Source organism: Metapseudomonas resinovorans (genome assembly GCF_002003485.1).
Taxonomy (GTDB): Bacteria; Pseudomonadota; Gammaproteobacteria; order Pseudomonadales; family Pseudomonadaceae; genus Metapseudomonas; species Metapseudomonas resinovorans_D.
In genome coordinates this window covers 96,890-117,135 of sequence record NZ_BDMA01000065.1, presented here as the reverse complement: position 1 = coordinate 117,135, position 20,246 = coordinate 96,890, and the positions used below count along the sequence as shown (strand labels likewise).

General features: G+C 65.8%; 16 protein-coding genes. 9 read left to right on the top strand and 7 right to left on the bottom strand.

Going from position 1 to position 20,246, the window contains the following annotated elements:
- The first annotated feature begins 121 nt into the window (after nucleotides 1–121).
- From MnOB_RS18190 to MnOB_RS18175, 4 genes are all read left to right on the top strand, one after another.
- Entirely contained in the window at nucleotides 122–436 is a 315-nt protein-coding gene (locus tag MnOB_RS18190) for a hypothetical protein (RefSeq protein ID WP_077525631.1), read from the top strand.
- Nucleotides 437–539: 103 nt separating this feature from the next.
- The gene (gene tfpB / locus MnOB_RS18185; RefSeq protein ID WP_077525630.1) at nucleotides 540–2,324 is read left to right on the top strand and encodes a type IV pilus assembly ATPase TfpB; all 1,785 of its coding nucleotides are present in this window, start codon (nucleotides 540–542) and stop codon (nucleotides 2,322–2,324) included.
- A 67-nt stretch (nucleotides 2,325–2,391) separates the two neighbouring features.
- Nucleotides 2,392–3,312: an SPFH domain-containing protein gene (locus MnOB_RS18180; RefSeq protein WP_077525629.1), complete on the top strand. Its 921-nt coding sequence runs from the start codon at nucleotides 2,392–2,394 to the stop codon at nucleotides 3,310–3,312.
- Between the two features lie 4 nt (nucleotides 3,313–3,316).
- Entirely contained in the window at nucleotides 3,317–3,763 is a 447-nt protein-coding gene (locus tag MnOB_RS18175) for an NfeD family protein (RefSeq protein ID WP_077525628.1), read from the top strand.
- 22 nt (nucleotides 3,764–3,785) lie between these two features.
- On the opposite strand, the gene MnOB_RS18170 is transcribed toward MnOB_RS18175, so the two are convergent.
- From MnOB_RS18170 to MnOB_RS18150, 5 genes are all read right to left on the bottom strand, one after another.
- Complete coding sequence (locus MnOB_RS18170) at nucleotides 3,786–5,189, bottom strand: DUF1254 domain-containing protein (RefSeq protein WP_077525627.1); 1,404 nt, start codon at nucleotides 5,187–5,189, stop codon at nucleotides 3,786–3,788.
- A gap of 3 nt (nucleotides 5,190–5,192) precedes the next feature.
- Complete coding sequence (locus MnOB_RS18165) at nucleotides 5,193–6,539, bottom strand: DUF1254 domain-containing protein (protein WP_077525626.1); 1,347 nt, start codon at nucleotides 6,537–6,539, stop codon at nucleotides 5,193–5,195.
- Nucleotides 6,540–6,615: 76 nt separating this feature from the next.
- Nucleotides 6,616–7,953, bottom strand: coding sequence for a DUF1329 domain-containing protein (locus tag MnOB_RS18160; RefSeq protein ID WP_077525625.1), 1,338 nt, complete (start codon nucleotides 7,951–7,953; stop codon nucleotides 6,616–6,618).
- Nucleotides 7,954–7,964: 11 nt separating this feature from the next.
- Nucleotides 7,965–9,881, bottom strand: coding sequence for a DUF1302 domain-containing protein (locus tag MnOB_RS18155; protein ID WP_077525624.1), 1,917 nt, complete (start codon nucleotides 9,879–9,881; stop codon nucleotides 7,965–7,967).
- A gap of 169 nt (nucleotides 9,882–10,050) precedes the next feature.
- Nucleotides 10,051–10,881, bottom strand: a complete 831-nt coding sequence (locus MnOB_RS18150) for an AraC family transcriptional regulator (RefSeq protein WP_077525623.1) — start codon at nucleotides 10,879–10,881, stop codon at nucleotides 10,051–10,053.
- Between the two features lie 99 nt (nucleotides 10,882–10,980).
- Here MnOB_RS18150 and MnOB_RS18145 point away from each other — a divergent pair, with 99 nt between their 5' ends.
- Entirely contained in the window at nucleotides 10,981–11,904 is a 924-nt protein-coding gene (locus tag MnOB_RS18145; RefSeq protein ID WP_077525622.1) for a LysR family transcriptional regulator, read from the top strand.
- Here the strand turns inward: MnOB_RS18145 and MnOB_RS18140 are convergent.
- Nucleotides 11,901–12,812, bottom strand: coding sequence for a LysR family transcriptional regulator (locus MnOB_RS18140; protein ID WP_077525621.1), 912 nt, complete (start codon nucleotides 12,810–12,812; stop codon nucleotides 11,901–11,903). The two genes, MnOB_RS18145 and MnOB_RS18140, sit on opposite strands and share 4 nt — an antisense overlap.
- A gap of 76 nt (nucleotides 12,813–12,888) precedes the next feature.
- On the opposite strand from MnOB_RS18140, the gene MnOB_RS18135 reads away from it, so the two are divergent.
- The 4 genes from MnOB_RS18135 to MnOB_RS18120 all read left to right on the top strand — a co-directional run bounded on the left by MnOB_RS18135 (nucleotide 12,889) and on the right by MnOB_RS18120 (nucleotide 17,213).
- Complete coding sequence (locus MnOB_RS18135; RefSeq protein WP_077525620.1) at nucleotides 12,889–13,917, top strand: helix-turn-helix domain-containing protein; 1,029 nt, start codon at nucleotides 12,889–12,891, stop codon at nucleotides 13,915–13,917.
- Between the two features lie 72 nt (nucleotides 13,918–13,989).
- Nucleotides 13,990–14,391: a hypothetical protein gene (locus MnOB_RS18130; protein ID WP_077525619.1), complete on the top strand. Its 402-nt coding sequence runs from the start codon at nucleotides 13,990–13,992 to the stop codon at nucleotides 14,389–14,391.
- Between the two features lie 93 nt (nucleotides 14,392–14,484).
- Nucleotides 14,485–16,806 (top strand): tetratricopeptide repeat protein, encoded by a 2,322-nt coding sequence (locus MnOB_RS18125; RefSeq protein WP_077525618.1) that lies wholly within the window; start codon nucleotides 14,485–14,487, stop codon nucleotides 16,804–16,806.
- Nucleotides 16,807–16,904: 98 nt separating this feature from the next.
- Nucleotides 16,905–17,213 (top strand): DUF2388 domain-containing protein, encoded by a 309-nt coding sequence (locus MnOB_RS18120; protein WP_077525617.1) that lies wholly within the window; start codon nucleotides 16,905–16,907, stop codon nucleotides 17,211–17,213.
- A 111-nt stretch (nucleotides 17,214–17,324) separates the two neighbouring features.
- Here the strand turns inward: MnOB_RS18120 and gcvP are convergent, their stop codons facing one another.
- On the bottom strand, nucleotides 17,325–20,201 hold the full coding sequence (gene gcvP, locus MnOB_RS18115) for an aminomethyl-transferring glycine dehydrogenase (RefSeq protein ID WP_077525616.1): 2,877 nt from the start codon (nucleotides 20,199–20,201) through the stop codon (nucleotides 17,325–17,327).
- Nucleotides 20,202–20,246: the final 45 nt, after the last annotated feature.

Below are 20,246 nucleotides of genomic sequence, written 5' to 3'. Positions count from 1 at the left end.
ATCCCTGCTTTGTCGATAACCAGGAAAGTTTATCCAAAGAAACTGCCAATCCGCGCAAATCAGGCAGAAAAATTCCGTTCCGGACTGGAAAACTATCGGCGTCCCCACCGAGGAAACCAGCATGCTCAGCCTCCAGTCCGCCCCCGTCGCCCGCGAAGACCACTGGCACCCGCACACCGCCCAGCTCGAGGCCCGCGAAATGCAGTTCGCCATCCTCGCCGAGGCGGAAGCGGACATCCTCGGCCGCCTGCTCGCCTTCTTCGCCCAGCTGCAACTGGTGCCGCGCTGGCTGGAGGTCAACCGGCTCGGCGACAACCTGCTGGTCCAGCTGCGCCAGCCCGGGCTGACGCCGCACCGGGCCGAGGTCATTGCGCAGAAGATGCGCTCGCTGGTCAGTGTGTTCACGGTGGAGCTGGAGTTCTCGCCCGTTCCTTGAAGCAGCGCTTAGCCCAATGATGGCAATTCGGGCATGCTTGCCGTCCCATGAGAAGAGCGTTTGACTACTCTTCCAGACTGAGCAGCGTGACCGAGGAGCCTGCATGTCCGCCTTTGCCTCACCCGCCCAGGATCGTTGGCTGGATCTCAACGACCTGATGCGCGAACTGGTGTCCCAGGGTCGCCTGAGCCAGGACCAGGCAGAACATTGCCTGGCCATTCGCCGTAGCGCGGTGAACAACCAGCAGCACCCGCTGGAGTTCCTGGCCAGCCAGCAGGTGGACGACCTCAAGCGTCCGGGCAAGAAGCTCGACCTGGAAACCCTCAGCGCCTGGCTGGCCGAGCATGCAGGCCAGCCCTACCTGCGCATCGACCCGCTGAAGATCGACGTCGCCGCCATCACCCCGCTGATGTCCTATGCCTTTGCCCAGCGCCACAAGATCCTCGCCGTCGCCGCCAACAGCGAAGCGGTGACCATCGCCAGCGCCCAGCCCTTCGTGCAGAGCTGGGAAAGCAACCTCACCCACGTGCTCAAGCGCCCGATCAAGCGCGTGGTCGCCAACCCGATAGACATCCAGAAGTTCACCCTGGAGTTCTACCGCCTGGCCAAATCGGTCAGCGGCGCCAGCGCGGTGGACCAGAAGATCAGCGGCGTCGGCAACTTCGAGCAGTTGCTCAAGCTCGGCTCCAACGATCAGGAACCGGACGCCAACGACGCGCACATCGTCAACATCGTCGACTGGCTGTTCCAGTACGCCTACCAGCAACGCGCCAGCGACATCCACATCGAACCGCGCCGCGAACAGGGCACCGTGCGCTTCCGCATCGACGGCGTGCTGCACACCGTCTATCAATTCCCGCCGCAGGTCACCATGGCGGTGGTCAGCCGCCTGAAGAGCCTCGGGCGCATGAACGTGGCGGAAAAGCGCAAGCCCCAGGACGGCCGGGTCAAGACCAAGACCCCGGACGGCGGCGAAGTGGAACTGCGTCTCTCCACACTGCCCACCGCCTTCGGCGAGAAGATGGTGATGCGGATCTTCGACCCCGAGGTGCTGCTGAAGAGCTTCGACCAGCTCGGTTTCTCCCAGGACGACCTGCGCCGCTGGCAGAGCATGACCAACCAGCCCAACGGCATCATCCTGGTCACCGGCCCCACCGGCTCGGGCAAGACCACCACGCTTTACACGACCCTCAAGCAGTTGGCCACGAGCGAGGTGAACGTCTGCACCATCGAGGACCCCATCGAGATGATCGAGGGCGCCTTCAACCAGATGCAGGTGCAGCACAACATCGACCTGACCTTCGCCAGCGGCGTACGTGCGCTGATGCGGCAGGACCCCGACATCATCATGATCGGCGAAATCCGCGACCTGGAAACCGCCGAGATGGCCATCCAGGCCGCCCTGACCGGCCACCTGGTGCTCTCCACCCTGCACACCAACGACGCGCCCAGCGCCATAACCCGTCTGCTGGAACTGGGCGTGCCCTACTACCTGCTGCGCGCCACCCTGCTCGGGGTCATGGCCCAGCGCCTGGTACGGACCCTCTGTCCGCACTGCAAGGCGCCGATGGAGCTGCGCGAGGAGGACTGGACCAGCCTGACCAAACCCTGGAGCGCACCGCTGCCCACCGGCGCCCACCACGCCGTCGGTTGCCTCGAATGTCGCGACACTGGCTACCGCGGTCGTGCCGGGGTCTACGAGATCATGCTGCTGTCCGATGCGATCAAACCGCTGATCACCGCCGATACCGACCTGATCGCGTTGCGCCGGGCCGCCTTCAAGGAAGGCATGCGCAGCCTGCGCCTGTCCGGCGCGCAAAAGGTCGCTTCAGGCCTGACGACCATCGAAGAAGTGCTGCGGGTCACGCCACAAAGCGAACAGAAATGAAATGCTTGGCGGCTGGAGCGGAGGGGCTCCAGTCACCGAGATACAGCCAGCAAAAGGAGCAGATCCCATGGAAATCGGCAGTGTCGTCATCCTCTTCGTCGCCCTTGCGATTGCGATCGTATTCATGGGCTTCAAGGTCGTGCCGCAAGGCTTCGAGTGGACCGTGGAGCGCTTCGGCCGCTACACCAACACGCTCAAGCCGGGCCTGAACATCATCGTGCCGGTGATGGACCGTATCGGCCGCAAGATCAACGTCATGGAAAGCGTGCTGGACATTCCCCCGCAGGAAGCCATCAGCGCCGACAACGCCATCGTCACCATCGACGCCGTGTGCTTCTTCCAGGTGATCAACACCGCCCAGGCGGCCTACGAGGTCAACGACCTGGAGCACGCCATCCGCAACCTGGTGATGACCAACATCCGCACCGTGCTCGGCTCCATGGAGCTGGACGCGATGCTCAGCCAGCGCGACGCGATCAACGAGCGCCTGCTGCGCACCGTGGATGAAGCCACCGCGCCCTGGGGCATCAAGGTCACCCGCATCGAGATCAAGGACATCACACCGCCGGCCGACCTGGTGGAAGCCATGGCCAGCCAGATGAAGGCCGAGCGCCTGAAGCGCGCCCAGGTCCTCGAAGCCGAAGGCCGGCGCCAGGCGGAAATCCTCACCGCTGAGGGCGAAAAGCAGGCGCAGATCCTCAAGGCCGAAGGCGAGCGTACCGCCGCCTTCCTTGAAGCCGAGGCCCGCGAGCGCGCCGCCCAGGCCGAAGCCGAGGCGACCCGCGTGGTATCCGAGGCCATCGCCAACGGCAACGTGCAGGCAGTGAACTACTTCGTCGCGCAGAAATACGTGGACGCGCTGGGCAAGCTGGCCAGCGCCAACAACAGCAAGGTGGTGCTGATGCCGCTGGAAGCCAGCCAGGTGATCGGCGCCGTGGGCGGCATCGGCGAAATCGTCCGCGCCACCTTCGACGGCAAGAAGGGCTGAACCGATGTGGAACTACCTCCAGCACCTGACCTACTGGGACTGGCTGGCCCTCGGCACCCTGCTGCTGATCCTCGAAGTCTTCGGCGCCGGCGGCTACCTGCTGTGGATCGGCGTGGCGGCGGCCTGCGTCGGGGTCATCACCTTTATCGCCCCGGAACTGCATTGGGCCATCCAGTTCCTGCTGTTCGGCGTCCTCTCCATCCTCACCGCGGTGTTCTGGTGGCGCCGCCAGCGCAGCGCCGCCAAGGTCTCCGACCAGCCTGGCCTGAACCGTCGCGGCTATGAGTTCGTCGGTCGCGAGTTTGCCTTGCATGAAGCCATCAACGGCGGTCGCGGCAAGATCCGCGCTGGCGACTCCGTCTGGCTCGTCTCCGGGCCGGACATGCCCGCTGGTAGCCAGGTGCGCGTCGTCGGTCAGGACGGCGTGCTGCTGAAGGTGGAGCCGGTCTAGCACCGGCCCCACCCGCTCCGACCTAGGCGCTCACGGGCTCCACTTGTGGCATCGCCCAGCCATGGGCGACCACCTCCTTCGAGGGTCCGTACAGGCGCAGCACCAGCGTGAACGGCCCCTGCCTGGGTGCCGGCAGCCAGTTGTCCCGCGCCACCGGCGCATCGCTCTGTACCCAGAAGGTCAGGCCGCCATCGGCATCGCGCTGCAGCTCATCGCGGCTGCTCAGGCAGTAGCGGTCGATGGCGTTCGCCACCAACTGGCGGTCCGGCAGGTCGTAGAGCGTCAGTGACCAGAATTCGCTGGCCGGCGGCAACGCATCCGCGGCGAAGTGCAGTCGATAACGCTGGCCGCCCTGCAGGGGTTGCCCCCGGCCGTCCAGCCGGGCCCCGGTGTAATAGGCCTCCTCCACGCTGTTGCCATAGATACCGAGAGCCGCTGCCAAGGCGCGATTGAGGTAGTTGTTGTGCAACGCCTCGCGGGTGCCGAACAGTCCGTGGGTACCACGCACCTTGGCGGACGTCGCTTTCATTTCCGCCTGGGCGTCCTGGATACCGGCCAGCAGCGCCTGGCGCTGTGCCGGGTTCAGGGCCGCAGCATCGAACGCCTGGCCGGGCACGATGCCGATGCGCGCGAAACGCTGGCGCAGCACCTGCTCGCTGGGGTGAACCGGGCACAGGGTGAGGAGTTGGTTGAGATGGCCGATGAAGGCCGACCCCAGCCCCTGTCGCGCGTCCCAATGCAGCCAGGCGATGGCCGGCGCGGCGGCAGGCGCCGATGTACCGACGTACTGGTGCAGCGGTTGCAAACGGTAGTCTTGCTGGATCGCCCGCACCTGCTCCAGGTCCGCCTTGCCCTCCAGGCCGGTACGGCCGAGGACCATCACGATCTCCGTTTCACTGCGCAGCACCTGGCGGATGCCCGGCGGCGCTTCGCCCTGCCAGTCCGGACCCGCAATCAGGTAGTTCCCTGCCTCGCGCCCAGTGCTGAGCACACCGACATAGGCGAAGTTGTGGGTGTAGAGGTCCACCAACTGGTGCACGTAGTAACGCCCCTCGTGCACTGCCGGCACGCTCAGCACCTGGGGCTCGGCACGCAGGTCGAGCCAGGCCCAGGAATACGGCGTGTCATTGTTCGGCGTGACGATGTCGCGGTTGGCCGGGGTGAACAGCTCGCTGTAGTGACGGAAGCGCCCGAAGCCACCGACATACTCCCTGGCGTTCGGATCCAGGGCCTGCTTCTGCAGGGTCTGGTAGTGCATCAGCATGGGATAGGCATACAGCCAGGCCTCGCGGGCGATGGCGCGGAACTCTTCAGGCGTGGTGGCTTCCGTCTGGCTGGCGGCGAGCAGCCAGCCCGGACAGGCGAGGCCAGCGCCCAGCAGGCTGAGCCCTCCCAGGAAGTGGCGGCGGGAAAACGGCAGTTGCATCGCTCACTCCTTCACCGGCTGGATGGCCGGCAATTGGTAACCGCCCTCCAGGGCGACCGGCTGCGGTACGTAGAGCCGCAGCATCAGGTTGAATTCGCCATCCGGCGCGGGCAGCCAATTGCCCTGTTCCGCTTCGGCCGGCGGCCGGTGCTGGATCAGCAGGGTCAGTCCACCATCGGTGTCGTATTTCAGGCTGGGGCTGCGGTCGCCCAGGGAATAGCGCCTGAGCGGGTTGGCCGACAGCAACTGGCTCTTGCCGTCGTACAGGGTCAGCGACCAGAAGGCGCCAACCGGCGGCAACCGGCCCGGCTCGAAGCGCAGGCGGTAAGCCTTGTCGCCGCGCAGCGCTTGGCCGCGGGCATCGCGCATGGCCATGGGATAAAGGGCCTCGGCGGCATCGTTGGCGTAGATGTAGCGCCAGGCGACTGCCGCACGGGTGAGGTCGTCCTCGCCGAAGTGGCCAACGTCCAGCGGCGAGACGAACCAGCCATTCTGCTCGCGGCTGATGGCGGTGGACGCACGGCGCACCTTGTCTCTTCCGGCCTCGGCACCGGTATCGATGGCCTCGGCCAATGCCGCCGGTGGAGAAAATGGCTGGCCTGGGCGCACGCCGATCTCGGCGAAGCGCGCCAGCCGCGCCTGCTCGTCGGGCGTCCATTGGTGCAGCGGCAACAGGGCGTTGAAACTGTCGAACAGCTTCACCGCCGCGCCCTGCTTGGTGTTCTGGTAAGGCGGCAACAAGAGCGGCGGCAATGCTGATGGCGCGGGCAGGCCGAGGGCTGCGGACATGGGCTCCAGGCTGTAACCCTTGGCCACAGCGGTGGCGGCAGCCTGATCAGCCTCGCCACGCACCTCGGTGCGGCCCAGCAGGAAGACCAAGCGGCTGGGCGAGCGAATCAGCCCGTCGAAACCGGAGGGCAATTCGCCCTGCCAGTCCGGCCCGGCGATCAGGTAGCGTCCAGAGCCCGTACCGGTGCTGCGGGTGCCCACGTAGTCGAGGTTGTCGGTACGCAGGTCGATCAACTGAAAGCTGTAATAGCGGTCCCTGACTTCGGGCACACGCAGGACCATGGGTTCGCCACGCAGGTCGAGCAATGCCCGCGCGTAGAAGGTGTCGTTGTTCGGCGAAACCACCTTGGTGTCCTCGGGCCCCAGCAGCCTGCTCTCGCTGAACAGCTTGTTGTAGGGCAGCCTGGCAGCTATGGCATTGAGCACCTTGTTGTGCTCGGCAGTGGCATAGGCGAAGACGTAGGCCTCTTCGGCGAGACTCCGAGCCTCGTCGGTCGACGGCGCGGCCTGTGCCACGGGGCCTGCGATGAGGGCTAGCCCAAGCAGGGTGATCCAGCGCATGGAACTACCTCCAGACAGAAAAAGGGGGCGCCGGCGGCGTGCCGCCGGCGCCAGGTCGGTATTGCTTCGTTGTTATCTACTTCGCCCAGCGGCGCAGGTCCGACGGGGTGTACTCGTCCTTCCGGGCGGCGAAGCCGACGCGCATCGGCTCCTTCTCTTCGTTGGTCAGGCCGCCGGCGTAGTAGCGCCCGGAGATGAGGTCGTAGGAGACCTCCATCACGTTGTAGGTGAAGCCGTGGTCGTACTGATGCATGGCGTGCAACTCCACGCCACGCCAGAGTTCGCCACGGCTGTCGTACTGATCCACCTGGGCAATCTGCCAACTGTCCTCGTCCACGTAGAAACGGCGCTTGGCGTAGATGTGCCGGGCACCGGGCTTGAGGGTCGCCTCCACCACCCAGACGCGGTGCTTCTCGTAACGGGTCAGGCCCTGGTCGATATGGCCGGGCTTGATGATGTCGGCGTACTTGAGCTTGTGGTCCGCCAGCCGGTAGCTGTTGTAAGGGATGAACAGCTCCTGCTTGCCGATCAGCTTCCAGTCGTAGCGGTCGGGAGCGCCGTTGTAGCCGTCGACGTTGTCCGAGGTGATCAAGCCATTGCTGTAACGAGCGCTGTTGTCATAGGCGATCATCGGCGCGCGGCGCACCCGGCGCTGGCCCGGGATGTATTGCCAGGCCGCACGCGGCTCGGCCACCTGGTCGATGGGGTCATGCACCAGCACCGCCTCGCCGGACAGGCGCGCCGGTTCCAGCACGCGGTTCTTGAACATGAACAGCACGTTGGCGCCGGGCTCCAGGTCCTGGATGCTCTCGGCGAAGTTGATCAGCGACTGCCCACGGATGTAGCTGACGGTGCCGTTCTCGCGCACCAGGGCGGAGCTGGCGATGCGCTCGTAGCTGCCGCCACGCCAGCGGGTCATGTGGTTCCACATCACCTCGATGCCTTCGGTGGGCAGCGGGAAGGGAATGCCGCGCTGGTAGTCGTGCATGCCGTTGCCACCGTCGGCCAGGGTCACCTTTCCGACGTTCGCGCGGCTCTGTTCGAGCACCTCCGAGGGCAGGTTGGCGCTGCGATGGGTGGGGTAGACCGGCATCGTGTAGCTGTCCGGGTAGCGCTTGAACAGGGCGACCTGGCCGGGGCTGAGGAACGCCTTGTACTGCTCCAGGTTCCGCGCGGTCACAGTGAACAGCGGCTGCTCACTGGCGAAGGGGTCCTGGTAGCTGCCACTGGCGTCGACATTGCCGGCGCTCTTCGGTAACCCGCCGGTCCAGGCCGGGATACTGCCGTCGGCGTTGGCCGCCTGTTCCGAGCCCATGGGGGTGAGGGTCTTGCCGAGCTCACTGGTATCGCTGTTCTTGGCCTGGGCAAAAGTGGCCGCGCAGGCCAGGGCCAGCACACAGAGTTGCATGCGCATGGAAGTGCTCCTTAGAAGTCCGCCTTGAGGCTGACCGAGACGAAATCGCGGTCATCCAGGGTGCTGTAGTCGTTGGAGCCGAAGAACTCGTTGTATCCGAGCTCCAGGCTGTAATCGTTGAGGTAGTTGAAGGTCAGGCTCAGGCCGACCGCCTGCTGGCCTTCCTCGAAGGGGCCGCCGGGCGAGTAGGAGTAACCCTCGACGTCATGTCGCCAGCTCAGCGCCGGGATCACGTTCACCCCCGGCAGCACGTCGCTGTATTCCAGACTGGCGCGCAGGCGATAGCCCCAGGACCAGTCGGTGGTGAAGCCCTCGTCGGTGCAGAACTTGTTGGTGACGCTGGCGTTCGCGCCGATGTTGCACAGCTGTCCGTTGCTCTTGCTGCTGCGGCCGTACGCGGCGTTGCGGCCGAAGCGCTCGTCGCCGAGATCAGCCACATGCACCACGCCGGCCTCGGCCAGCAGGCTCAGGCGCGTGGCGCCGAGCACGTTGTCCACCACCTGGGTCGCCGACCCCACCAGTTGCCAGACCGGCTTACGCGCATAGGCATCGAAGCGCTGGCCGGTATAGCGGAAGTTCGCCGGGAGGAAGTCGATGGTGGAGAAGCCACCCGCGCCGGTCGGATCGGAAATGCCCGCCGCATTGACGTCCGGACCGTTGAAGCCCAGTGGCTGGTTCGGCCGGAAGCTGAGTTCACCGGCCAGGGCGATGCCGGAGTTGGGTTCCACGCCGTTGATGCTGAAACCGTAGAGCTGGATGTCCTCCGGGTAGATGGCCGCGTAACTGGGGTTCTGGATCAGCGCGCCGCCCGCCCCCGCCGGTGCGCCGATGGCTACGCGCGGAAGTTGGCCGCGCACGGCGTTGTCGGCGGCGGTGAGCGAGAAGTACGGCAGACGCGAGTGGTAGTTGATGTAGTAGAGCGCCGCCTCGGCGTCGTTCAACGCCGGGATCATGCCGCGCAGGGCCAGGCCGTACTGGCCCCAGTCCGAAGGCGACTCGGTGCCGCGCGAAGTGGCATAGAGGCCGGCGGCGGCCATCTGCGCATCGGTCTGCGTCTGGGTCAGGTAAAGCGGGCCGCATCCGGGCTGGATCACATCGCTAGTGGCGAAGAAGGTCCCGCAGCCGTCCAGCACGCTGGGCCGCCAGTTGTACTGGTAGAAGCCTTCCAGGTTGAGCGTGTCGGACAGGCCGAAGCTGAAGGAGAGCATCTCCACCGGCAACTGGCCTTCCTTGAGTTCCACGCCCGGCTTGTTGAACGCCGAAACGTCCAGCGGGTTGATCACGTTGATGCCGTTCTGGATCAGCAAGGCCTCACCCCAGGACAGCACCTGCTTGCCGAACTTCACCGACAGCGGCCGATCGGCCACTTCGAAGTCCTTCCAGACATAGGCGTCCAGCACCTCGAAGCCCTTGGAGCGGGCCAGATCCTGCCAGCCGGAGTCATCGAATCCGTTCTGCGCGAAGCGACCGCTCTTGGGTGTCGCAGTGGAATCGTAGAAGCGCGCGTCGCCGCTTTCGTAGACATGGTCGTACCAGTACTTGAAGCGCACGAATGCACCCTGGCCGCCGCCGTCGAGGCTGAAGTCGGTGATGCCCTTGGCGATCTGCGAAATGGCGTCGCCCTTCTTGAAGTTGAGGCGATTGTCGTCGGCGCTGACGCTCATGCCGTCGGCCACCACGCCTTGGGCGACCGCCGCGTTGGCGCGGGTCATCAGGTGCGGGTTCGGGTCATCCAGGGCCCAGCTGGAGCCGAGGGAAAGGGTCGTCTTGGTGCTGAGGCTCCAGTCATCGTTGATCTCGATGCTGGCGGCCTGGGCCGGCGCGCACAGGGCAGCGAGCACAGCCAGGGCGAGGGGTTGCAGGGAATGATGGCCACGATTCCTGTGTCGCAGACGGACGTTGGCAGTGGCCGCGCTTTTTCTTGTCATTGTGTTCTCCGGGGAGGGATGGCGCAGCCTGGTCACCTTGCCGAAGAAGCCGTCCGCAGCCACAAGCCGGGACTGACAAAAAGCATTCAACCCAACGCGAGTCGGTCCCCGAAGCTGTCGCGCGCGCACGTTCCGCCCAGCAGGAGGCAGCAATGCAACGGGACCGGAATCAGGCGTGCGACGACAGGCGGAACTGCTTGGGGGTGATGCCGAAGCGCTTACGGAAAGCGCGGATGAAATTGCTCGGCTGGCGATACCCCAATCGCTCGGCAATGCGCTCGATGGGCTGGTCGCCGGCCTTCAACCAGTGTCGCGCCAGCTGCAAGCCGTCGCCCGTCTCCGGCGCGCGGCCCAGCCACTGCAGGCTCAGGCTCTGGTGAAGGAAGGGATTGGCGCCCGGCAGCGGCAAGTCGAGCGCCTCGCGCGCCAGCACCAGGCCCGGTCGCTCGGCGTAATGGACCGGGACGCCCCACTCTTCGAGAAAGCGCCCGCATTGCTGCTGACGCGTGACGACGACGCGCTCGAACAGCGCCGCCGGAGTCATCCCTACCCTGCGGGGGACATTGCGCGCGAGCGTGAGCACAGCGGCGTCCAGGCCGAAGTGATGGGGTTCGCTCTGGGCCGGCCGCAGCGTCAGGCTCGCCCGCGGCCCGGCAACGGCGAGGTCAGCGGACACGTAGTTGGTCACTTCCGGCAGGTACTGGCTGAAGCAGCGGAGGCTGGCGTCCAGGCTGGGCGCGGAGTCGAGCAGGATGTTCATGCCCTGCAGGCAGTGGGTGGCCATCCCGTTGACCAGTTCGCAACCGAAGGCCGGCTCGTTGCTGATGCGCTCGCACTCCGCCCAAAGTCGCTCCACCAGCAGCGCCGGCACCCGCTGGCGGGGGTCGGCCAACAGACCGGCACTGATCCCCGCGTGCTGGCGCAGGTGCTCGGCCGGCAGGCCGGAATGGGCGGCGTGACTGAGGATGGTGCGAGCGAAGGCACTGGAGGCGTAGTACATGGGATTCAGGGCAGGTGAACGACTCGGCTTTACTAGTACTGCTGAAGCTGATATCGATCAAATGCATTTAAAACAACCTCAGCATGCACGGAGTGCATCATGGATCTGCGCCAGCTCCGCCATTTCGTCGCCCTCGCCGACCACCGCAGCTTCGTTCGCGCCGCGGATGCCATCAGCCTCAGCCAGCCGGCCTTCAGCCGCAGCATCCAGACCCTCGAGCGCGACCTCGACAGCCAACTGGTAGACCGCGCCAGCCGAGAGTTCCGCCTCACCGGCCAGGGTGAACTGGTGCTGCAGCACGCTCGCCGCCTGCTCGCTGGGAGTCGCGCGCTGCGCAATGAGCTGGTGCAGTACAACGGCCTTTCTGCCGGGGAACTGCGCTTCGGCAGCGGCCCCTACCCCGCACAGCTGCTGGTCCCGGAAGCCCTGGCGGACTTCATTCGCGATCACCCGGCGATCCGCACCGCCTTCCACCAGGGCGACTGGGAGCAACTGGCGGGCTGGCTGAAGGAGGAACAGATCGAGTTCTTCGTCGCCGACACCCGTTACTTCGCCCACAACCCGGATTACCAGGTGCGCCTGCTGCGGCCACGTCGGGGGCGGTTCTTCTGCCGCGTGGGACACCCGTTGGCGGAGCGCGACGAACTGAAGCTCGCAGCCCTGATGGACTTTCCGTTGGTGGGGACGCGGATCCCCGGCGAGATTCGCAAGGTGCTGGGTGAGATCGCTGGGCTGGACGATTTCCAGCCCAGCGTGGAATGCGCCCAGTTCGACGCCATCCTGCGCATGGTGGCGCGCTCCGACGCGGTGGGAATTTCCACCTTGGAAGCGCTGCACGAGCCGACTGGCCGCGGCGAGGTGCGGTTGCTGAAGTTCAGCGACGTGCCCTCGGGCAGCCCCAGCCTGTTGCTGCATTTCGGCATCGTCAGCCGCGCCGGCTACTCGCTCAGCCCCGCGGCCCAGGCCATGGTCGCCGCCATCCATTCCGCCGACCAGCGCCTGGCGCCACTCGCCGAGGGCTAGGCGCGACGGGCCAGGACATCCGGCGACACATCGCCCAGCGCCTGCTGCAGCACCTTCATCGCCGCTTCACGACTGCGCTCGAAGCGGTACTTCTTCTCCAGGTAAAGGGCCAGCGGCAATTCCACCGGCTGCGGCAGGGGCAAGGGCGCCTGCCGCAGGCCGAGCATCGTAGCCACCCGGCTCGGCAGGCTCAGGCCGAACGGCTGGCGATCGGCGATCAAACGCGCAGCCAGGGAGCTCTGCACGCTGGCCACGATGTTCCGCCGCAGGCCCTTGACCCCCAACTGCAGGTCCACCGGACTCAGGCCGTCGCGGCGGCTGGAAACCTGGATCTGCGGCAATGCCAGGTACTCTTCCAGGCTGCGTGGTGGCCGTTCCAAGGCATCGCCGTAGGCGAACACGTAGCGATCCACCGGCAGCGGCTGCTTGTACAACCCGGACTGACGCGACAGCGGCTGGTCGACGTCGATGAGGATGTCCAGCTTGCCGCTCGCCAGTTCCGCCAGTGCGTCGCGCCGACGCGGCTGAAAGAAGCGCACCTGCCGTTCGGCCAGCGGGTTTTCCAGCAGCGCATCGAGCAGCATCGGCTGCAGGCAGTCCAGGCAGCTGATGCGCAGCAGCGCGCTCGGTTCGCGGGCCGCCGGCACCAGGCGCAGCCCCTCGCGCAGGCTGTCGAGAGCGCTGCGTACATGTTCGGCAAGGCGATGGGCTGCCAGGGTAGGGGTTACCCCCAGATGGCTCTTGATGAACAACGGATCACCGCACAAGCCGCGCAGACGCCGCAAGGCGTTGCTCATGGCAGGTTGCGAGAGGCACATCACCTCGGCGGCGCGGGTGATGCTGCGCTGGTGGTAAATGGCGTCGAAGGCCAGCAGCAGATTGAGGTCGAGTTGGCGCAGATCGAGCACGGCCTTGCTCCGGAAAATGGCATTGCGTAACGTCGGGCAGGCTACCCACTCACAGCCATCGAGCCACAAGCGGCACATGACAAAAAGCGATCAGGCTCCCCTGAATGCCTTCTACGCCCCGACCCTGCTGCCGGCCTTCGAGGAACTGACGGCGCGGGGCGTACCGGCTGGGCATATCGAGGCCGTTTTCCGCCGCAGCCTGTTCGAGCTGCGCACGCCCTTCATGCGCGTGCCGCTCGTGCTGTCGCGGTGTTTCTGGGAGCTGGCGCTGGCGGAAACCGGTGACGCCACCATCGGCCTCGCCGCCGGGCGACGCTTCCTCTCCACCCTGACCAATGGCCTGACCTACCTGTTCGATGCGTCGACCTCGCTGTCCAGCGCCTGTGGCTACTTCAATCGCTACTTCCCCTTCCTAAACGGCCACTTCCGCACCGAGATCCACAACAGCGAGACCGCCGTGGCCCTGCGCCTGCTGGACAACGGGAGCCTGCGCGCCGCGGCTGCGACCACCCATTACATCCTCATCGGCATCTGCAGCCTGGCGCGGCGCAAGCTGCTGGCCAGCGGACTGGAGCGCGACCCGGTGCTCGCGGTGCACCTGGTCCAGGCCCGCCCGCCTGATCCCGAGGTATATGAACAGGCTTTCCGCGCTCCGGTCCACTGGGGCCAACCCTACGCGGCCGTGCTGCTGGATCCGGTGCTTTTTGTCCACCCGCTGACGCCGGGCAACCACGAGCTGGAGCAGACCCTGGTCAACCTGCTGGAGCAGGCCGAAGCCAACAGCCAGCCGACCCTGCTGGAGCAACTCTGCGATTACCTGGTGAGCGACCTCGCCGAAGGGGTCAGCCTGCAAAGCTTCTGCCTGTCCCGCCACCTGCTGGAGCGCACCGCGGCTCGCCGCCTGAAGGCCCTGGGCTGGACCTTCTCCGAGTTGCTCGACCACTACCGCCGCTGTCTGGCGCAGGACCTGCTGCAGGAAGGTCGCATGGAACTCGAAGAAGTCTCCGACCGCCTTGGCTACAGCGACGTGCAAAGCTTCAGTCGCGCCTGCCTGCGCTGGTTCGGCTGCGGCCCCGGCATCTACCGCTCCCGCGCCGTCAGCTGAACCACGGGCGTATCGCCAATCCCCGGCTAGGCTTGCAAGGCCGAATCTGGCGATTGCTAAGGGAGTTCCAACATGTCAGCTACCCAGCACCTGCGCCCGCTTCTCGTGGCGGGCGTCCTGCTGTTGCTTGCCGCCTGCGCCAACATCGATGCGCAGACCACCGAATACGTCGGCGTGCCCCATGCCGCACCCACCGACCCGGCGAGCGTGGAAGTGCTGCGCCGAGAACCCGCGCGCCCCCATGACCGCCTCGGCGAAGTCGTGGTCGATGCCAGCACCGAGCCGCCGCCTCCGGTCACCGATATCGAGCAGAAGCTGCGCGAAGAAGCGGCGAAAATCGGCGGCCATGCCGTGGTGGTTGTCTATGACCGTATCCAGCCGGTTTCCGCCTATGTCAGCGGACCGCTCTGGGCGCGGGATGTGGAGACCATCAACGGACGCAAGTTGAAGGGCATCATCATTCGCTATCGCTGACCGGGATCGACATGCAGCCTTGACGGGCTCCGGCACATTCACGGAACCTGCACGCCACCGTGAAAAACGCTCGCCAGCACAGCGGATGTCTGCATGACGAAGCACCACAAAAAGGCCCCACCCAAACCGGTACGGCGCCCTGTCTATCCCGTCCTGGCGGGCCTGCTGCTATTGATCAGCCTGGGCGCCTGGCTGTACATGGAAGGCGGCGCCGGCAGGCTGCCGGGCGGGAAACCGCTTCCCTCCACCACTGCCACCGCCACTGCCCAGCCCGCCACCCTGGTGGATGAAGGCCAGTGCGCCGGCTGCCATGCCGAGCAGGTGAAGGACTGGCAAGGCAGCCATCACCAGCTGGCGATGCAAGACGCCACCGACAGCAGCGTGCTCGGCGATTTCAACGACGCCCGCTTCAAGGACGACAAGGAAACCACGCGCTTCTTCCGCAAGGACGGCGACTTCTGGGTCAACGCGCCCGGTGCCGACGGTAAGCCGGCCGATTTCCGCGTTGCCTATGCCTTCGGCGTGGCGCCGCTGCAGCAATACCTGATCGAAGTTCCTGGCGGCCACCTGCAGGCCCTCGGCGTGGCCTGGGATGTGGAGAAACGCGCCTGGTTCCATCTCTATCCGGGCCAGGGCGTGGACTTCAAGGACCCGCTGCACTGGAGCCGCCCGCAGCAGAACGCCAACTTCATGTGCGTGGAGTGCCACACCACCGGATTCAAGCGCGCCTACGACCCGACCACCGACCGCTTCGCCAGCCATTGGAACAGCCTTGGCGTCGGCTGCCAGGCGTGCCATGGCCCGGCCTCGAAGCACCTGGAGTGGGCGGCGAAGAAGGACCGCGCGGCCAATGCCGGTTTCGCTTACGACCTCGCGACAAGCGACAGGATCAAGGAAGTGGAGACCTGCGCCCGCTGCCATTCCCGCCGCGCGCCGCTGGACGATGGCTACCACACCGAACGCCGGTTGATGGACGACTACCTGCCCAGCGCACTGACCCGCGAGCTCTACGAGATCGACGGCAAGATCAAAGAAGAGGTGTTCGAGTACGGCGCCTTCACCCAGAGCAAGATGTTTTCCAAGGGCGTGCGCTGCAGCAACTGCCACAACCCCCACAGCACGGCGCTCAAGGCGTCGGGCAATGGCGTCTGCCTGCAATGCCACAATCCCGCCGGCAAGGCCGGCATCGAAGGCATCGACGGCCAGGGCCTGAAAGCGAAGAACTACGAATCCCCCGAGCACCACCATCACACCTCCGGACAGCCGGGCGCCCAATGCGTGGATTGCCACATGCCGGGCAAATTCTTCATGGTCAACGACTACCGCCACGACCACGGTTTCACCTTGCCCAATCCCGCCCGCGCCCTGCGTCTGGGCACCTCCGATGCCTGCCTGGCTTGCCACCGTGACCAGCCGGGCGACCAGGTCGCCGAGCAATTCCGTCTCTGGTATGGCGAGAGCAACGCCGCAGCCCCGCGCTACGACGAGAGCCTGTGGCTGATCCGCAACGGCAGGCCAGGGGCTTCGCGCGCGCTGTTCCAGCAGTTGGACGCGCAGGGCTTGCCGGCCATCCGCCGCGCCACCCTGCTGGCCGAGCTGCCCACATACCCCAGCGAGCGCGCACTCAAGGCTGCGGCCCGCGACCTGACCCACCCGGCACCGCAGGTGCGCGAGGCGGCGGTCAAGGCTGTGGCGGCCCTGGTGCCGCCGGAGCAGCGCCGCAATGTACTGGCGCCGCTGCTGAGCGATCCGGTACGCGCGGTGCGCATCGCCGCCGCCTACGCACTGCTGGGCATGCACAGCACCGGGCTGGGCAACTACGAGTCGAGCTGGAGCAAGGCCATCGACGAGTACGAAGCCGTGCAGCTGAGCCTGCAGGAACGCGCCGAGGCCAATCTCAATCTGGCCATGCTGTACCAGGCCAATGGCCGCTCCGGCGCCGTGGAACCGCACCTGCGCACCGCGCTGCAGCGCGATCCGACTTTCCTGCCGGCGCTGGTCGCCCTGGTGCAGTGGCTGGATGGCAACTTCCGCTGGGAAGAAGGCCGCGCCCTGCTTGATCGGGGTCTGAAGGAACACCCCGAGGCGGCGCTGCTGCACTACGCCAACGGCCTGATGCTGGTGCGCAAGGGCGATCTGCAGGCGGCCCTCAAGGCCTTTGCCGAAGCGGTGCGGTTGGAGCCGAAGAACAGCCAGTACGACTATGTCTACGCCGTCGCACTGCATGACAGTGGCCAGCTCGAATTGGCCTGCCATCGCCTGGAGGAACTGCTGGAGCGCGATCCGGCCAACCGCGAAGCGCGACTGGCGCTGATCAACTACTGGCGCGAAGCCGGACAGATCCAGAAGGTGCAGGCGCTATTGGCGGAGCTGGAACAGCAGAATCCGGACGACCCCGCCTTGCGGCGGGAATGAGCTGGCGAGGCGCCATGACCGGCTGGCAAACAGGTTGAACTCCGGATTGGAGGGCTGAATCTGAATATTCAGGTCCACCGAGAACGGAGTAACACGCTATGCGCACTCGTCTGTATGCAGCCGCCCTCGCCTTGGTTGCCCTGCCCGTTGGCTCGGCCATGGCTGACGGTGACTTCTGGCGCGATGTCATCTCGTCCGGCGCAACCACCGCCTCCACATACCTGAGCTTCAAGGACGACAAACTGATCGTCGCGGCGCGCGACGATGCCAGCAGTTTTGTCGCCAGTGGCGGCGAAATCCGTGGCCCGTACCTGGAAGCCGCACTGCAGCGCATCCGCAGTGAACATCCGGATCTCAAAGCCAGCGACAGCGAACTGGCCAACGCGATCCTCACCACCGAGGAGTAACGCTTGCGCGGGGCCCTTCGCGAGCAAGCTCGCTCCTACAGGGATAGGCGAAGGCTCGGATGTAGGAGCCAGCTTGCTGGCGAATGGCGCGGGCGGTGTTTCGCGTACACCCTACTCCCGATAATCCTCGACCGGCACGCAGGCGCAGAACAGGTTGCGGTCGCCAAAGACGTTGTCCACCCGATTCACAGCTGGCCAGTACTTGTGGTCCCGCGTATGGGCGCTGGGGGTGACGGCCTCTTCGATGCTGTAGGGGCGCTCCCAGTGGCCGGTCACGTCGGCCAGGGTGTGCGGCGCACGCTTGAGCGGATTGTCCTCGGCCGGCCAATCACCCGCCTGCACCTTGGCGATCTCCGCGCGAATGCTCAGCATCGCCTCGATGAAGCGATCCAGCTCGTGCTTGTTCTCGCTCTCGGTGGGTTCGACCATCAAAGTGCCAGGCACTGGGAAGCTCATAGTCGGCGCGTGGAAGCCGTAGTCCATCAGGCGCTTGGCTACGTCCTCCTCGGTAATCCCGGTTTCCGCCTTGATCGGCCGCAGGTCGAGGATGCACTCGTGGGCCACCCGGCCATTACGGCCGCTGTAGAGCACCGGGTAGGCGTCGCCGAGCTGCTTGGCCAGGTAGTTGGCACTGAGGATGGCCACCTCGGTCGCATCGGCCAGGTCCGGCCCCATCATGGCGATGTACATCCAGCTGATCGGCAGGATGCTCGCACTGCCCCAGGGCGCCGCGCTGACCGCGCCGTTTTCGGGATTCGGCCCTTTCAGCTCGATCACCGGATGGTTGGCAACGAAGGGCGCCAGGTGTGCGCGAACGCCGATCGGGCCCATGCCCGGCCCGCCACCGCCGTGGGGAATACAGAAGGTCTTGTGCAGGTTCATGTGCGAGACGTCGGCACCGATATCCGCCGGCCGCGCCAGGCCCACCTGGGCATTGAGGTTGGCACCGTCCATGTACACCTGGCCGCCATGGCTGTGGATAACCTCGCAGATCTCGCGGATGCCCTCCTCATACACACCGTGGGTTGAGGGGTAGGTGGCCATCAGGCAGGACAGCTGACTGCCCGCCTCGCCAGCCTTGCGTTTGAGGTCCTCCAGGTCGACGTTGCCCTCCAGGTCGCAGTCGACGATCACCACCCGCATGCTCGCCATCTGCGCCGACGCCGGGTTGGTGCCGTGGGCGGATGCGGGGATCAGGCAGATGTTGCGATGCCCCTCACCGCGACTCTCGTGGTAACGGCGAATGGCGAGCAACCCGGCGTACTCGCCCTGGGCGCCGGAGTTGGGCTGCATGCAGATGGCATCGAAGCCGGTGATTGCGCAGAGCCAGGCCTCCAGCTCGTCGATCATCAGCTTGTAGCCCAGTGCCTGTTCGCGAGGGGCGAAGGGATGCAGGTTGGCGAACTCCGGCCAGGTGATGGGAATCATCTCGCTGGTGGCGTTGAGCTTCATGGTGCAGGAGCCCAGCGGGATCATCGCCTGGTTCAGCGCCAGGTCCTTGTTCTCCAGCTGCTTGAGGTAGCGCAGCATCTCGGTTTCGCTGTGGTGCGCGTTGAACACCGGGTGGGCGAGGTAGTCGCTGCTGCGCGCCAGCTCCGCCGGAATGCCCGGTACCAGCACGGCGTCGTCCAGCTCGGCGACGGACAGGCCGTGATCCGCACCGAGGAAGATGCTGAACAACTGCTCCACGGTTTCTGCCGTGCAGGCTTCATCGAGGCTGACCCCCAGCTTGCCGCGTCCGAGGATGCGCAGGTTGATGCGTGCTGCCTTGGCGGATTCGATGATCGCGGTCTGGCTGCCGCCGACGTCCAGGGTCAGGGTGTCGAAGTAGTACTGGTTGTCGCGCTGGATACCCCGCCGCGCCAGGCCTTCGGCGAGGATCGCGGTGAGTCGGTGGACGCGCTGGGCGATGCGCTTCAGACCCTCCGGGCCGTGGTAGACGGCGTAGCAACTGGCGATGTTGGCCAGTAGCACCTGGGCCGTGCAGATGTTGGAGTTGGCCTTCTCGCGGCGGATGTGCTGTTCGCGGGTCTGCAGGGCCATGCGCAGGGCGACATTGCCCCGTGCATCCTTGGACACGCCGATGATCCGGCCCGGCATGCCACGTTTGAAGTCGTCACGGGTCGCGAAGAATGCGGCATGCGGACCGCCGTAGCCCATGGGCACGCCAAAGCGCTGCGCCGAGCCGAACACCACATCGGCACCCAGTTCGCCGGGGGGCGTGAGCAGCAGCAGGCTGAGCAGGTCGCTACCGACGCAGGCCAGTGCCTGTTGGCCATGCAGGTGTTCGATGAGCGGGCGCAGGTCACGGATTTCGCCGTGGGTGTCGGGATATTGCAGCAGCGCGCCGAATACCTGGTGCTGCGCGAGGTTATCCACATGGTCCACCACCACCTCGAAGCCGAAGGCGTCAGCGCGGGTCTGTACCACCGAGATCGTCTGCGGGTGGCAGTCCTCGTCGACGAAGAACAGGTTGCTCTTCGACTTCGCCACCCGCTTGGCCAGGGCCATGGCTTCGGCGGCAGCGGTGGCTTCATCCAGCAGGGAGGCGCTGGCGAGGTCGAGCCCGGTGAGGTCGATGGTCAGTTGCTGGAAGTTCAGCAGCGCTTCCAGCCGACCCTGGGCGATTTCCGGTTGATAAGGGGTGTAGGCGGTGTACCAGCCGGGGTTTTCCAGCACGTTGCGCAGGATCACCGTGGGGGTGACGGTACCGTAGTAGCCCATGCCGATGAGGTTGGTCCACAGCTGGTTCTGCTCGGCGTAGCCACGCAGTTTCGCCAGGGCCTGCTGCTCGTCCAGCGCCGGCGGGAGGTCCAGGGGGCGATTGAGGCGGATCGCCGGCGGCACCGTCTGCACGATCAGCTCACCGCGGCTGGCGAGGCCAAGGGTTTCCAGCATCGCCTGCTGCTCCGCATCGTCCGGACCCAGGTGGCGGCGAAGAAAGGCATCGGGCTGTTGGAGCTGCGACAGCGAGGGCATCTGGGACATGGGCAGAACCTCGTTTGGCCTCATCGAAAAACAAAAAGCCTCGAC